Below are 14,702 nucleotides of genomic sequence, written 5' to 3'. Positions count from 1 at the left end.
ATGGGTGCGTCCGTCCGGCGGACGCCGACGACGGCCGGTGAGTCGCCTCCCGGGTGTCATGAACTGCTCGGAGATGATCGGTTGCGTTCATGTTCGCGTCGAATTGTCATATCTCGCGCGCTCGTTGCGGCAACGCAGACCATGACTGCCATGACTGGAGGCCTCACCTTGACCGCCCCCGCCACCCCCCAGGCCGTCGCCGAGCGCCGCCCCGCCTACCTCACCGAACTCGCCCAGGGCACCGAACGCTTCCACGAGCCACGCCGCCCCGACTGCCCCTGGTGCGGCAGCACCCGGCTGCGGACCCGCCTGCGCACCACCGACCTCCTCCAGCACAAGCCCGGCAGCTTCACCCTCGTCCAGTGCGGGTCCTGCGCCCACTCGTTCCAGAACCCCCGCCTCACCCCCGAGGGCCTGGACTTCTACTACCGGGACTTCTGCGAGGGCCGCTACGCCGACCAGGCCGAGTGGATCTTCCGCGCGCGCACCTCCACGCATCGCGACCGGTCCCGCGCCCGCGCTCTCGCCACGTTCATCGAACCGGAGAGCTGGCTCGACATCGGCACCGGCCAGGGCCACTTCCCCGCGGTGGCCCAAGAGGTCCTGCCGTACACGGCCTTCGACGGCCTCGACAGCGGCGAAGGCGTCGAGGAGGGCCGCAGGGCGGGCCGCGTCGAGCGGGCCCACCAGGGCCTGTTCACCGATCTCGCCCCCGGCCTCGAGGGCGGCTACGACGCGCTGAGCATGTTCCATTACCTGGGCCGCTCCCGCGATCCGCGCGAGGAACTGAAGGCCGCGCACCGTGTGCTGCGCCCCGGCGGGCATCTGATGATCGAGCTCCCCGACCCCGAGAGCCGCTTCGCGAAGCTGCTCGGGAAGTGGTGGATCTCGTACTTCCAGCCGCAGCACCTGCATCTGATCCCGCTCGCCAACCTCCGCGCCGAACTGCGCGCCCTCGGCTACACGGTCGTCGCCGTCGACCGCAGCGAGCCCCACGTCCCGCTGGATCTCGCGGCAGGACTCGCCCTGTTCGCGGGCCGGCACCTGCCCGACGCCGACGACCCGTGGCGCACCAAGGCCCCCGGCGGGGCCCAGCGCATCCTGCGCAAGGTCCTCATGTACGCCGTCGCACCCGCGTTCCTCGCCGCCTGCGCGGCCGACCGGGTCCTCGCACCTCTGGCCCGCCGCACCCGCTTCTCCAACGCCTACCGGGTGATCGCGCGCCGCGACCCGGACGCGTAGGAGTAGGAGAAACGGATCCGGGTCAGCCGCGCAGCGCGAGCGGCTGACCCGCGACGACGAGCAGCACGTGCTCGCACTCGGACGCGAACGCCGCGTTCAGACGGCCGAGTTCGTCCCGGTAGCGGCGCCCCGACGCGGTCGCGGGCACGATCCCCGACCCCACCTCGTTCGAGACGGCGACGACGGTGCGCCGGGAGCGCCGCACCGCGTCGACCAGCTCGGCCACCCGCTCCCGCAGCGCCTTCTCGCCACCGCCCGCCCACTCGGCGTCGTCCCAGGCCCCGACCTCGTCCATCGCGTACGTCAGCCACAGCGACAGACAGTCGACGAGCAGCGGAGCCGTGTCCTCGGGATCGTCGAGCAGCGGTACCAGATCGCAGGTCTCGGCCGTCCGCCAGGATCCGGGCCGCCGCTCCCGGTGCGCGGCCACCCGCTGCGCCCACTCCGTGTCCCCGCCGCGCGTCCCGCCGGTCGCCACGTACAGCACATCGGGGAACGCCTCCAGGCGCCGCTCCGCCTCCACCGACTTCCCGGACCGCGCCCCGCCGAGCACCAGCGTCCTGCGCGGCACATCGGGCACGTCCTCGTACGTGCCGACGTCCAGGGTCGTGCCGTCCGGCACGGCCCGCGCGCCCGCGGCCGCGAGCCGCCGCGCGAGCTCGGAGCCCGGGAAGACGTCGTGGTCCAGATGGACGGCGAGGACATCGGTGGTCGGGCCGATCGCCCCCGCGGAGCGCAGCCGGGCGAGCGCGTCGGGGCGGCCGACGACATCGGCGAGGACCATCTCGTACGGCGCCCGCGCCTCTTCGAAGCCCGCGGGCGCGGTGCCCGGCGGGAGATAGAGCAGCCGCTCGCCCTCGGGCCCCGTCACCTCGTAGCCGGTGCCCGGAGCGTCCAGGGCAAGCGCCCGCACCCGGTGCCCGGTGAGCAGCGCGAGCTCCCGGCCGTCCGGCACCCGGCCGGGCTGCGGGAGCCCCGCGGGCACCTCGACCGCGGGCCCGTCGTGCGGATGCGAGAGCAGCACCTGCCGTACGCCGCCGAGGCTGTGCCCCGAACGGGCCGCGGCGAACGCGGCCCCGGGCGTCAGGTCGAGCAGCAGCGTTCCGTCGATCAGGACCGCCGTCGCGGCACGGGCGTCGCGGCCGAGCGCGGTCGCGCAGGCGGCGCAAGGGCAGTCGGGGCGGGGCAGCCCGTCGGGGCCGCCGGTGCCGAGCAGTGTCAGTTCCACAGGAAGATCCTCCCGCGCCCCCTTGATCGACGCTCGCCCGGATAGGCTTCCGGGGACATCGGACATCCGTAACCGGGAGGCTGACATGGCGGCGTGGACGTGGCGGTTCGAGAAGTCCGACGGGACGGAGGTGGCTCCCGCGGTACAGCCCGAGGAGTTCACCACGCAGGGGGACGCCGAGTCCTGGATCGGCGAGTACTGGAAGCAACTCGCGGACGGCGGCGCCGACCAGGTCACGCTCAGCGAGGACGACAAGGTCATCTACGGCCCGATGAGCCTCCACGCGGAGGACACGTCGGCTACTGCGGCCCCTGCCGACGACTGACCCTTCAAGCCCCGCCGGCGGCTGAGCCTTTCAAGCCCTTGGGGCGGTTGAGCTTTTTGAGCCCCGCCGGCGATTGAGGCGCGGGGTATGGGGCAGAGCCCCAAATCAAGCCCCTGCGGCGATTGAGCAGCGGGGTCCGGGGCGGAGCCCCGCGACCTCAACCACATCCGCCGAACTGAGGTCGGCCGAGGCAGAACCCTCGGTCGACCTCAGCCACGCACCCCGCACAAATGCAGAAGCGCCGCCACCCGACGGTACGGGTCGGACCGACCGGCCTTCTCCTCCGCGGCGAGCAACGTCTGCAACTCCCCGTGCTCCGGCGCCCCCGCGCCATCCGCGGCCTGATCCGTGAAGACCCGCACCCCGTACCACGCATGCAACGGCGCCCCGATCCCGGCAAGCGTCTCCGTGAGCGCATCGAGCCGGTCGGCCCTGACATCGAGCCCGAGCCGGTTCGTGTACTTCACCGACTCGAACGCGGCGAGGGCACCGATCCAGTCACCGGCGAGCCCCGGCCGCATCGCGAGCGCGTCCCCGTTGCGCACCACGAGGGAGAGCAGGCCGCCCGGCGCCAGCATCCGGGCCAGGCCCGCGAGCAGCGCGTCGGGATCGTCGACGTACATCAGGACGCCGTGACAGAGCACGACGTCGAAGCTCCCCGGCAGGAAGTGCACACCGGTGTCCATGCCGTTGCCCTGCACGAGGCGGACCCGGTCACGGACCCCCGCGGGCTCCGCGGCGAGCGCCCGGCCCGCCACGGCGACCATCTCCGGATCCTGCTCCACGCCGGTCACCTTGTGCCCGGCGCGGGCGAGGCGCAGGGCCTGCGTGCCCTGGCCCATCCCCACGTCGAGCACCCGCAGCCGCTGACCGACGGGGAACCGCGCGGCCAGCTGCTCGTCGAGCTGCCTGGCCACGAGCTCCTGCCGCACGATGTTGCGAAGTCCGCCGAGCTTGTCCAGCCAGGAGTGCACAGCATCGCCGGCGAAAGACTCTGTGCTGTCCGTGCTCAGGGCCGCTCTCCGCGCTTGACCTGCGGCTTCGGCAGGCGCAGTCGCTTCATCTGCAGCGTGCGCATCAGCGCGTACGCGACGGCGCCCTTGCGGCGCTCGTTCGGGAACTTCTGCGCGAGGATCTTCTTCAGGCGGAAACCGGTCACGGCCGAGTCGACGACGATCGCGACGATCACGAACAGCCACAGCAGCAGCGCGATGTTCTGCAGCGAACCGACGCGGATCATGCTCAGGACGAGGATGACCACCGCCATAGGCAGGAAGTACTCGGCGATCGCGAAGCGCGAGTCGACGAAGTCGCGCGCGAACTTGCGCACCGGGCCCTTGTCACGGGCCGGCAGGTAACGCTCGTCGCCGTTGGCCAGCGCCTCGCGCTGGCGCTGCATCGCGGTGCGGCGCTCGTCGCGCGAGCGGGTGCGGGCCTCCTTCGGCGACATCTTGGTGTTGGCCACGCTGCGGCGCTGCGTCTGGGCCGCGCTGCGCTTAGGCGTGGGGCGGCCCTTGGGCGCCTGGGGGTCTCTGGGCTGCTGGGACTGGGTCACCTTGGCCTGCGCGGCCTGGGCCTTGTCGTCCTTGGATCGGCTACGGAACACAATCGCCAGGGTACGTGGTGGTCATGCATCGACCACTGTGCAGTGGGGAACGATCCGGCAACGTCCCGCGTCCTGTCGTCAGGGGTCATCTACTCCTTGCGCCGGAGCGGGGCCGGAAGCAGTCGTCCTCGGGGATGAGCGCATCCGTACCTGAACAGTGCGGTAATAGAGGCAGGACCCGTACTGTGGTTTCTGTCGCAGTGCTGGAGCTGGACCAACGCTGGATCTGTCAGAAGGGGGCGCGCGAAGCCCATGAGCGGTGTCATGAAGCGTATGGGGATGATCTTCCGCGCGAAGGCGAACAAGGCCCTTGATCGGGCCGAGGACCCGCGCGAGACCCTCGATTACTCGTACCAGAAGCAGCTTGAGCTGCTCCAGAAGGTACGCAGGGGGGTCGCGGACGTGGCGACGTCCCGCAAGCGCCTGGAACTGCAGCTCGGTCAGCTCCAGTCCCAGTCGTCCAAGCTCGAGGACCAGGGCCGCAAGGCGCTCGCGCTCGGCCGGGAGGATCTGGCCCGTGAGGCCCTGTCCCGCCGTGCCGCGCTCCAGCAGCAGGTCACGGACCTGGAGACGCAGCACCAGACGTTGCAGGGCGAGGAGGAGAAGCTCACTCTCGCGGCGCAGCGGCTGCAGGCGAAGGTCGACGCCTTCCGCACGAAGAAGGAGACGATCAAGGCCACGTACACCGCGGCGCAGGCGCAGACCCGGATCGGGGAGGCGTTCTCCGGCATCTCCGAGGAGATGGGCGACGTCGGCATGGCGATCCAGCGTGCCGAGGACAAGACGGCCCAACTGCAGGCGCGGGCCGGCGCCATCGACGAACTGCTCGCCTCCGGCGCGCTCGACGATTCGTCCGGTCTCGCCAAGGACGACATCCAGAGCGAGCTGGACCGGCTCTCCGGTGGTACGGATGTAGAGCTGGAGCTGCAGCGCATGAAGGCGGAGCTGTCCGGTGGCTCGTCCTCGTCGCAGCAGGCGCTCGAGGGCGGACAGGAGCAGGCTCAGCCTTCGCAAGCGCAGCCCCAGGACACCCCGCGCTTCGACAAGCAGTAGTGCCTGTACTGCCTGTTGAGCGGTAGAGCTGTAGTGCCTTGAGGAGGCCGACATGATCGTCCGGATCATGGGGGAGGGCCAGGTGGAGTTGGCGGACGACCACTTCACCGAACTCAACAAGCTCGACGACGAACTCCTCGCGGAGATGGAGAGCGGCGACGAGGCGGGCTTCCGCCGTACGCTCGCCGCTCTCCTGGACGCGGTCCGCCGCCTGGGCGCTCCGCTGCCGGACGACGCCCTGGAGCCGTCGGAGCTGATCCTGCCGGCGGCGGACGCCACGTTGGCGGAGGTCCGCGACATGCTCAGCGACGACGGCCTGATCCCGGGGTAGTCCCGGCGCCGCGGTCGCCTGCGGCGCAGCGGAACGCCGGAACCTCACGGGTCCGGTGTGCCTCATCGGAACCTCACTGGCCCCGGTTCGCCTCGCCGCCCCTTGGCGCGGGATCCCTCGCTCATGGCCTGGACGTTCCGCCGTCGGCTTGGCGGCCACCGACGCTGCGGCCCCTACGCTGCGGGCCCCTCGCCGATGGCGCTGCGATTTCCTTCACCCGTTTTCCGGCCCGTTCCCCCGCCAATCTCCCACCCACCCGCCCCCTCCGGCCGCCCGCGGCCCGGCCCGGCTTTCCGCCTGTGAGGGCGAGGCGCGGGCACCGCTTCGGCCGCCCGCCGCCCGTGCCCGGATCCCCATCCGTGACGCCACCCGTGACGGCCAGGCTCGGGCGCCAGTTCGGTTGCTCGGCCGCCCGGCCGGCCCCCTCCCGTGAGAACGAGGCGCGGGCGGGGCTTCGGCCGCTCGCTGCCCGGCCAGGTTTCCCTCCCGTGAGGGCGAGCCGCGGGCGCCGCTTCGGCCGCTCTGCCGCCGGGCACGACTTCCCTGCCGAGGCGGTGAGGCCTGCCCCGACTTGGGTAATCCGCTGGCTTGAGCGACAGGGTGGGCGAGCCGGCTCACGGTGCCGCGTGTCCGATACGGCAGGCGCCCGCCCCTGGGACCCGAGGGTGGGCTGTGGGCGGGCAATCGGCGCGGCGGACAAGGACCGTCACGGCGCACTGCGCACCGAAGCCGTCACCCCGTTGGCGCCGCAACGAAACCGACCGGCGAGCCCCAACGCCCCGGCTCAGCGCAGCACTTGCGGCAGGCGCCGGCCACGGCGTACGCAGGGATCCGGTGGGCCGAAGCCCCTGGAGGGGGCGGGTGGGCGAGGGCGCTGCGGTGGCAGGGTCGGGGCGTACCCGTGGGGTTCGCGCCGGGTGGCCGCCGAACGTCGACGCCGCGTGGCCAGGGCTGCGTCGAGCACGGCGACGTTCGGCGCGGCGATGGTCTGAGGCCTGGCCTCGGTCGAGGCGCCACCCCGGTGCCGCGTAAGGCTGACTGGGGCCGTCGGCCCGGTGCGGGGCAGGTCGCACGGTGCCGGGGTGGCAGGGTCGGGGCGTACCCGTGGGGTTCGCGCCGGGTGGTGGCCGAACCCCGGCGTCGCGTGATCAGGGTGGCTGCGTCGAGCTCGGTGACGTTCGGTGTGGCGATGGCCTGAGAGCGACCGGCGAGCCCCAACGCCCCGGCTCAGCGCAGCACTTGCGGTAGGCGCCGGCCGCGATGTACCCGGGGATCCGGTGGGCCGAAGCCCCTGGGAGATGGGCGAGGGCGCCGCGGGGGCAGGGTCGGGGCGTGCCTGTGGGGTTCGCGCCGGGTGGTGCCGACCCCCGATGCCGCGTGATCGGGGCGGCCGCCTCGAGCCCGGCGACGTTCGGCGTGGCGATGGCCTGAGGCCTGGCCCCGGTCGAGGCGCCACCCCGGTGTCGCGCCAGGCTGACCGCGGCCACCGGACCGGTGCGGGCAGGTCGCACGGCCCCGCGCACCGATCGCGGGAGGCGTCGACCCCGGCACGGCTCAGGCCCCCCGGCTGCCGCACCCCCGACACCCGGTTCCGCCGGCAGGCGAGCGCGCTACCGTGAACCCGGTGAACCGCTTCGTACGGTGGGCCAGGACGCATCCGCTGGCCCTGGACGCCACCCTCGCGCTCGGCGTCCTCCTCTGCATGGTCGCCGGCTCCTTCGTCGACCCGCACGGCCCGGAGGGAACGTACGCCTGGGGCGCCAGAACCCCGAACGTGCTCAGCCTCGTCCTGATGCTGCTCGGCGCCGCCGCCCTCGTGTTCCGCCGCCGCGCCCCCCTCTGCGTACTCGCGGCGACCTCCGCCGTCTCCGTCGTCGAACTGGTCACAGGCGACCCCCGCGCCCCCGTCGTGATGTCCGCGGTCGTCGCCCTCTTCACGGTCGCCGCCACCATGGACCGCCCCACCACCTGGCGCGTCGGCCTCGCCTCGATGGCGCTGCTGACCGGCGTCGCCATGTTCGCGGGACCGCTGCCCTGGTACTCCCAGGAGAATCTGGGGATCTTCGCGTGGACCGGCATGGCCGCGGCCGCGGGTGACGCGGTCCGCTCCCGCCGCGCCTTCGTCACCGCGATCAGGGAGCGCGCCGAACGCGCCGAACGCACCCGCGAGGAGGAGGCGCGACGCCGCGTCGCCGAGGAGCGGCTGCGGATCGCCCGCGATCTGCACGACGTCGTCGCCCACCACATCGCGCTCGTCAACGTGCAGGCCGGCGTCGCCGCACACGTCATGGACCGGCGGCCCGACCAGGCCAAGGAGGCCCTCGGCCATGTCCGCGAGGCCAGCCGCTCCGCGCTCAATGAACTCCGCGCCACCGTCGGCCTGTTGAGGCAGACCGGGGACCCGGAGGCGCCCACCGAGCCCGCCCCGGGACTCGACCGGCTCGACGACCTCGTCGACACCTTCCGGCACGCGGGCCTGCCCGTGGAGGTGGCCCGCGCGAAGGAGGCCCCCGCCCTGCCCGCCGCCGTCGACCTCGCCGCCTTCCGCGTCGTGCAGGAAGCGCTGACGAACGTACAGAAGCACGCGGGCCCCGACGCCAAGGCCGAGGTCAGCGTCGTGCGCGTGGGACCGAACGTGGAGGTCACCATCCTCGACAACGGCCCCGGCGCCACGGCCGCTTACGGCGACTACCCGAGCGACCCCGACGCGGCGGCGGAGCGCGACAGGCACGGCGGCCACGGCCTCCTCGGCATGCGCGAACGCGTCACCGCGCTCGGCGGCACCCTCACCGCGGGACCGCGCTACGGCGGCGGTTTCCGCGTCCATGCGATCCTTCCGACCAAGGCCCGCACCAGCGGCGCCGCCCCCGCCGAAGGCACCGACACCTCCGAGGACGCCACCACATGACCAGCGCAACGATCAGGGTCCTGCTGGCCGACGACCAGGCCCTGCTGCGCAGCGCCTTCCGTGTGCTCGTCGACTCCGAACCCGACATGGAGGTGGTGGGGGAGGCGTCCGACGGCGCCGAGGCCGTCCGGCTCGCCCGCTCCGAGCGCCCCGACGTCGTGCTCATGGACATCCGGATGCCCGGCACCGACGGCCTCGCCGCCACCCGCGAGATCAGCGCCGACCCCGAGCTCGGCCACGTACACGTCGTGATGCTGACGACGTTCGAGGTCGACGAGTACGTGGTGCAGTCGCTGCGGGCCGGCGCCTCCGGCTTCCTCGGCAAGGGCGCCGAGCCCGACGAACTGCTCGGCGCCGTGCGGGTCGCGGCCGCGGGCGACGCCCTGCTCTCGCCCCTCGCGACCAAGGGCCTGATCGCCAAGTTCCTTGCGCAGGGGGACGGTTACGAGGAGGGGGCCCGCCCCACGGACGGCAGCGCCGAGCGGCTCGGCGCGCTCACCGGGCGCGAGCGCGAGGTCCTCGTCCAGGTCGCGGGCGGCCACTCCAACGACGAGATCGCCGAGCGCCTCGAGGTCAGCCCGCTCACTGTGAAGACCCACGTCAACCGTGCCATGGCCAAGCTGGGCGCCCGCGATCGCGCCCAACTCGTCGTCATCGCGTACGAATCGGGCCTGGTACGTCCAAGGGTGGAGTGACCCTGACGGGCGCGTACTACGGGCGCAGTAGGTGACGGACAAGAACGGGACCTGGGAGCGACGAATCGGGTCGCACGCATGACCGAGGGTGGACCGTGGGCCCCACGCGTGACACCGCACCGGTTGTCATGGCCCGGCCCTCATCTTCCGCTCACGTCCCACGGAGACCCGATCCATGTCCTGGCTGTCGAGATTCAGCCTCGCCCAACGCGCCCTCATCGGGCTGATTTCGATCATCGCGATCGTCTTCGGCGCGATCGCGATCCCTCAACTCAAGCAGCAGCTGCTGCCCTCGATCGAACTGCCCATGGTCTCCGTCATCGCCCCCTACCAGGGCGCGTCCCCGGACGTGGTGGAGAAGCAGGTCGTCGAGCCTCTTGAGAACTCCATCGACGCGGTCGACGGAATCACCGGCGTCACGTCGACGGCCAGCGAGGGCAACGCCCTGGTGATGGCCCAGTTCGACTACGGCTCGGACGGCAGCAAGCAGCTCGTCGCCGACGTCCAGCAGGCGGTCAACCGGGCCCGCGCCCAGCTGCCCGAGGACGTCGACCCGCAGGTCGTGGCCGGCTCGACCGACGACATCCCGACCGTCGTCCTCGCCGTCACCTCCGACAAGGACCAGCAGGCGCTCGCCGACCAGCTCGACAAGTCCGTGGTGCCGACGCTGAAGGACATCGACGGCGTCTCCCAGGTGACGGTGGACGGCGTCCGCGACCTTCAGGTCGACGTCACGCCCAGCGACCGGAAGATGGCCGCGGCCGGGGTGAACCCCCAGACCCTCGCCGAGTCCCTGAAGGCCGGCGGCGCCACCATGCCCGCGGGCTCGCTCGACGAGGCGGGCAAGAACCGCACGGTCCAGGTCGGCGGCGGCTTCACGTCCCTGAAGCAGCTCCAGGACCTGATGATCACGGGTGAGGGCGTCAAGAAGCCCGTACGCCTCGGTGCCATCGCCACGGTGAAGCAGCAGCCGTCCACGGCCGATTCGATCACCCGCACCGACGGCGAGCCCAGCCTGTCGCTCGCGGTCACCATGGACCAGGACGGCTCCGCGGTCGCCATCTCCAAGGCCGTCAAGGACAAGCTGCCGCAGCTCCGTGACGACCTCGGCTCCGGCGCCGACGTCACCGTCGTCAGCGACCAGGGCCCGGCGGTCTCGAAGTCCATCTCGGGCCTGACCACGGAGGGCGCGCTCGGCCTGCTCTTCGCGGTCATCGTGATCCTGATCTTCCTGGCCTCGCTGCGCTCGACGCTCGTGACGGCGGTCTCCATCCCGCTGTCCGTGGTCCTCGCGCTGATCGTCCTGTGGACCGGCGACCTGTCGCTCAACATGCTCACGCTCGGCGCGCTGACCATCGCGATCGGCCGCGTCGTCGACGACTCGATCGTCGTCCTGGAGAACATCAAGCGTCATCTCGGCTACGGCGAGGAACGCAGGGAGGCGATCCTCAAGGCGGTCCGCGAGGTCGCGGGCGCGGTGACCTCCTCCACCCTCACGACCGTGGCGGTCTTCCTGCCGATCGGCCTGGTCGGCGGCATGGTGGGCGAGCTGTTCGGCTCGTTCTCCATCACGGTGACGGCGGCGCTGCTCGCTTCGCTGCTGGTGTCGTTGACGGTCGTCCCGGTCCTCTCCTTCTGGTTCCTGCGTCCGCCCAAGGCGGCCCGCGGCGTCGACCCGGAGGAGGCCAGGCGCAAGGCCGAGGAGAAGGAGGCGCGCTCCTGGCTGCAGCGGATCTACGTTCCCGTGCTGCGGTTCGCGACGCGTCGCCGGTTCACCTCGCTGCTGATCGCGGTGGTCGTGCTCGTCGGCACGTTCGGCATGGCGCCGATGCTCAAGACGAACTTCTTCGACCAGGGCGACCAGGAAGTCCTCTCTATCAAGCAGGAGTTGCAGCCCGGCACCAGCCTGTCGGCGACCGACGCCTCCGCGAAGAAGATCGAGAAGATGCTCTCGGGCATCGACGAGATCGAGGACTACCAGGTCACCATCGGCTCCTCCGGCTTCATGGCGGCCTTCGGCGGCGGCACCGACACCAACCAGGCGTCGTACCAGGTGAAGCTGAAGGACAGCTCGACGTACGAGGCCACGCAGAAGCGCATCGAGCGCGAGCTCGGACAGCTCTCCGGCGTGGGTACGACGACGATCGCGGCCGGTGACGGCTTCGGCAGCCAGGACCTGTCCGTGGTCGTGAAGGCCTCCGACGGCACCGTCCTTGACAAGGCCTCCGAGCAGGTCCGCGACGCGGTTGCAGGCCTCGACGACGTCACCGACGTCTCAAGCGACCTGTCGCAGTCGGTGCCGCGGATCTCGGTGAAGGCCAACTCCAAGGCGGCCGCCGCCGGGTTCAACGACACCACGCTCGGTGCCGCCGTCACCCAGGCGGTGCGCGGCACCACCAGCGGCAAGGCGACGATCGACGACACCGAGCGCGACATCGTCGTGAAGTCGGCGAAGCCGGCCACCACCATGGCCGAGCTGAAGAAGCTGCCGATGGGCCCCGGCGGTGTCACCCTCGGGGACATCGCCACCGTGAAGACGGTCGACGGTCCTGTCTCGATGACCCGGATCGACGGCGCCCGCGCGGCGACGATCACGGCGAAGCCGGACGGCGACAACACGGGCGCGGTCAGCGCCGACCTGCAGACGAAGCTCTCTTCGCTGGACCTGCCGAAGGGCGCCACGGCGACCATCGGCGGCGTCAGCGAGGACCAGGACGACGCGTTCAAGAACCTGGGCCTGGCGATGCTCGCGGCGATCGCGATCGTCTTCATGCTCCTGGTGGCGACGTTCCGTTCGCTGGCCCAGCCGCTGATCCTGCTGGTCTCCATCCCGTTCGCGGCCACGGGCGCGATCGGTCTGCTGGTCGCCACCGGCACGGCGATGGGCGTCCCGGCGATGATCGGCATGCTGATGCTCATCGGCATCGTGGTCACCAACGCGATCGTCCTGATCGACCTCATCAACCAGTACCGGGCCCAGGGCCTGGGCGTGGTGGAGGCGGTCGTCGAGGGCGGCAGGCACCGGCTGCGGCCGATCCTGATGACGGCCCTGGCGACGATCTTCGCCCTGCTCCCGATGGCACTCGGCGTCACCGGCGAGGGCGGGTTCATCGCGCAGCCGCTGGCCGTGGTCGTGATCGGCGGTCTGATCTCGTCGACGCTGCTGACGCTGCTTCTCGTGCCGACGCTTTACGCGATGCTGGAGCTCCGCAAGGAGCGGCGGGCGGCGAAGCGGGCGGCGAAGAAGGGTGACGGGGGCGGGGTCCCGCCCCAGTCCCCGGCCACGGAGCCGGAGCCGGCGAACGTGTAGTTCGAGCTGGGGGAGCGGGGCGGGCGCCTGATGAAGCGCTCGCCCCGCGCCGGGGTGCCGCCTTGCCCACCCTGCCGCCCTTGGCGGCAGATTGCCCAAGGCGGTGGGGCTTGACCGGGGCAGATCGCCCAAGGCGGCGGATTACACCTACGGAAGCGCCAGCATCCGCTCAAGGGCGAGCTTGGCGAATTGTTCCGTTTCGCGGTCGACCTCGATGCGGTTGACCAGCTGGCCGTCCGCCAAGGACTCCAGCGTCCAGACCAGGTGCGGCAGGTCGATCCGGTTCATGGTCGAGCAGAAGCAGACCGTCTTGTCGAGGAAGACGATCTCCTTGTCCTCGGAGGCGAACCGGTTCGCGAGGCGGCGTACGAGGTTCAGCTCCGTGCCGATGGCCCACTTCGACCCGGCCGGCGCCGCCTCCAGCGCCTTGATGATGTACTCGGTCGACCCGACGTAGTCCGCCGCGGCCACGACCTCGTTCTTGCACTCGGGGTGCACGAGGACGTTCACCCCGGGGATGCGCGCCCGCACGTCCTCCACCGACTCCAGCGAGAAGCGCCCGTGCACGGAGCAGTGCCCGCGCCACAGGATCATCTTCGCGGCCCGCAGCTCCTCGACGCTCAGACCGCCGTTCGGCTTGTGCGGGTTGTAGACGACACAGTCGTCGAGCGACATGCCGAGGTCACGCACCGCGGTGTTCCGCCCGAGGTGCTGGTCGGGCAGGAAGAGGACCTGCTCACCCTGCTCGAACGCCCAGTTCAGCGCGCGCTCGGCATTGCTGGACGTACAGATCGTGCCGCCGTGCTTGCCCGTGAACGCCTTGATGTCCGCGGAGGAGTTCATGTACGAGACGGGGACCACGGACTCGGCGATGCCGGCCTCGGTCAGCACGTCCCAGCACTCGGCGACCTGCTCGGCCGTCGCCATGTCCGCCATGGAGCAGCCGGCGGCGAGGTCGGGCAGGACCACCTTCTGTTCGTCGCCGGTGAGGATGTCGGCCGACTCGGCCATGAAGTGCACACCGCAGAAGACGATGTACTCGGCCTCGGGCCGGGCCGCCGCGTCCCGCGCCAGCTTGAAGGAGTCCCCGGTCACGTCGGCGAACTGGATGACCTCGTCGCGCTGGTAGTGGTGTCCGAGCACGAACACCTTGTCTCCGAGCTTTTCCTTGGCCGCGCGCGCCCGCTCCACCAGGTCCGGGTCGGACGGTGAGGGCAGGTCGCCGGGGCACTCCACGCCGCGCTCGCTCTTGGGGTCGGCCTCGCGGCCGAGCAGCAGGAGCGCCAGAGGCGTGGGGGAAACATCCAGGTCAACGGGGGCCTGGGGGGACTGGGCCGTGGTCACGTCACGCACCCTTTCTTCGCTCTGCTCGACTTTTCGTCGATTTGACGTTATCTATCATACGTGCTTCACGTCAGTTTGACGATGGCAATGTCGTCGATGTGACGCAATCCGCCGGACCCAGGCCGTGCCCCGTCGGCGCACGGTGTGCGAGCATGAAGAGAAGAAGTGCGAAACCCGGAATGGATCCGGGCCTTTGCCGGTTGCAATGGTCGGCAAGCAGTCTCCGAACAACCCGGGAGAGATGTAGATGTCCGTATCGGACGAGACCACCACCGTCAGCGACGGCATCATCCTCAGCGACGAAGCCGCCTCCAAGGTCAAGGCTCTGCTCGACCAGGAAGGCCGTGACGACCTGGCCCTGCGTGTGGCTGTTCAGCCCGGTGGCTGCTCCGGCCTGCGTTACCAGCTCTTCTTCGACGAGCGCTCGCTCGACGGCGATGTCGTGAAGGACTTCGGTGGCGTGAAGGTCGTCACCGACCGCATGTCGGCCCCGTACCTGGGCGGCGCCTCCATCGACTTCGTCGACACCATCGAGAAGCAGGGCTTCACGATCGACAACCCGAACGCCACGGGCTCCTGCGCCTGCGGCGACTCGTTCAGCTAAGCCGTACAGCTGTAACGCGCGAAGGGGCGGCCCCCGCGGGGACCGCCCCTTCGGCA

Annotated in this window: 12 protein-coding genes; 8 read left to right on the top strand and 4 right to left on the bottom strand. The window is 71.1% G+C overall.

Features of this window, described 5'->3' with window-relative positions; all coding sequences use genetic code 11:
* Positions 1 to 150: 150 nt before the first annotated feature.
* On the top strand, positions 151 to 1,242 hold the full coding sequence (locus tag OHA73_RS14255) for a class I SAM-dependent methyltransferase (RefSeq protein WP_267070704.1): 1,092 nt from the start codon (positions 151 to 153) through the stop codon (positions 1,240 to 1,242).
* A gap of 22 nt (positions 1,243 to 1,264) precedes the next feature.
* On the opposite strand, the gene OHA73_RS14250 is transcribed toward OHA73_RS14255, so the two are convergent.
* A complete protein-coding gene (locus OHA73_RS14250) occupies positions 1,265 to 2,470 on the bottom strand; it encodes a bifunctional adenosylcobinamide kinase/adenosylcobinamide-phosphate guanylyltransferase (RefSeq protein WP_327655209.1) in 1,206 nt (401 codons plus the stop codon).
* 85 nt (positions 2,471 to 2,555) lie between these two features.
* Here OHA73_RS14250 and OHA73_RS14245 point away from each other — a divergent pair, with 85 nt between their 5' ends.
* Complete coding sequence (locus OHA73_RS14245; RefSeq protein WP_266720422.1) at positions 2,556 to 2,795, top strand: hypothetical protein; 240 nt, start codon at positions 2,556 to 2,558, stop codon at positions 2,793 to 2,795.
* 209 nt (positions 2,796 to 3,004) lie between these two features.
* On the opposite strand, the gene OHA73_RS14240 is transcribed toward OHA73_RS14245, so the two are convergent.
* The gene (locus tag OHA73_RS14240; RefSeq protein WP_443063068.1) at positions 3,005 to 3,769 is read right to left on the bottom strand and encodes a class I SAM-dependent methyltransferase; all 765 of its coding nucleotides are present in this window, start codon (positions 3,767 to 3,769) and stop codon (positions 3,005 to 3,007) included.
* Positions 3,770 to 3,804: 35 nt separating this feature from the next.
* The gene (locus tag OHA73_RS14235) at positions 3,805 to 4,401 is read right to left on the bottom strand and encodes a DUF3043 domain-containing protein (RefSeq protein WP_266720424.1); all 597 of its coding nucleotides are present in this window, start codon (positions 4,399 to 4,401) and stop codon (positions 3,805 to 3,807) included.
* Positions 4,402 to 4,653: 252 nt separating this feature from the next.
* Between OHA73_RS14235 and OHA73_RS14230 the strand changes: the two genes are divergently transcribed.
* The 5 genes from OHA73_RS14230 (at position 4,654) to OHA73_RS14210 (ending at position 12,698) form a co-directional block, all read left to right on the top strand.
* Complete coding sequence (locus tag OHA73_RS14230) at positions 4,654 to 5,454, top strand: PspA/IM30 family protein (RefSeq protein WP_266720426.1); 801 nt, start codon at positions 4,654 to 4,656, stop codon at positions 5,452 to 5,454.
* Positions 5,455 to 5,506: 52 nt separating this feature from the next.
* Positions 5,507 to 5,785, top strand: a complete 279-nt coding sequence (gene pspAA / locus OHA73_RS14225) for a PspA-associated protein PspAA (RefSeq protein WP_266720428.1) — start codon at positions 5,507 to 5,509, stop codon at positions 5,783 to 5,785.
* A gap of 1,624 nt (positions 5,786 to 7,409) precedes the next feature.
* Positions 7,410 to 8,693 carry a sensor histidine kinase gene (locus OHA73_RS14220; protein WP_266720430.1) on the top strand — a complete coding sequence of 428 codons (1,284 nt, stop codon included), beginning with the start codon at positions 7,410 to 7,412 and terminating at the stop codon, positions 8,691 to 8,693.
* The gene (locus OHA73_RS14215; RefSeq protein ID WP_327655208.1) at positions 8,690 to 9,388 is read left to right on the top strand and encodes a response regulator transcription factor; all 699 of its coding nucleotides are present in this window, start codon (positions 8,690 to 8,692) and stop codon (positions 9,386 to 9,388) included. Before OHA73_RS14220 ends, OHA73_RS14215 begins: the two co-directional genes overlap by 4 nt.
* Before the next feature lie 175 nt (positions 9,389 to 9,563).
* A complete protein-coding gene (locus tag OHA73_RS14210) occupies positions 9,564 to 12,698 on the top strand; it encodes an efflux RND transporter permease subunit (protein ID WP_327655207.1) in 3,135 nt (1,044 codons plus the stop codon).
* Positions 12,699 to 12,845: 147 nt separating this feature from the next.
* On the opposite strand, the gene nadA is transcribed toward OHA73_RS14210, so the two are convergent.
* A complete protein-coding gene (gene nadA / locus OHA73_RS14205; protein ID WP_403725169.1) occupies positions 12,846 to 14,051 on the bottom strand; it encodes a quinolinate synthase NadA in 1,206 nt (401 codons plus the stop codon).
* Positions 14,052 to 14,289: 238 nt separating this feature from the next.
* Between nadA and OHA73_RS14200 the strand changes: the two genes are divergently transcribed.
* The gene (locus tag OHA73_RS14200; protein ID WP_266720438.1) at positions 14,290 to 14,646 is read left to right on the top strand and encodes a HesB/IscA family protein; all 357 of its coding nucleotides are present in this window, start codon (positions 14,290 to 14,292) and stop codon (positions 14,644 to 14,646) included.
* Positions 14,647 to 14,702 lie beyond the last annotated feature (56 nt).

Origin of the sequence: Streptomyces sp. NBC_00483 (assembly GCF_036013745.1) — a bacterium.
Classification (GTDB): domain Bacteria; phylum Actinomycetota; class Actinomycetes; order Streptomycetales; family Streptomycetaceae; genus Streptomyces.
The sequence above is the reverse complement of the archived record's forward strand: the minus strand, read 5'-3'. Positions and strand labels throughout refer to the sequence as shown.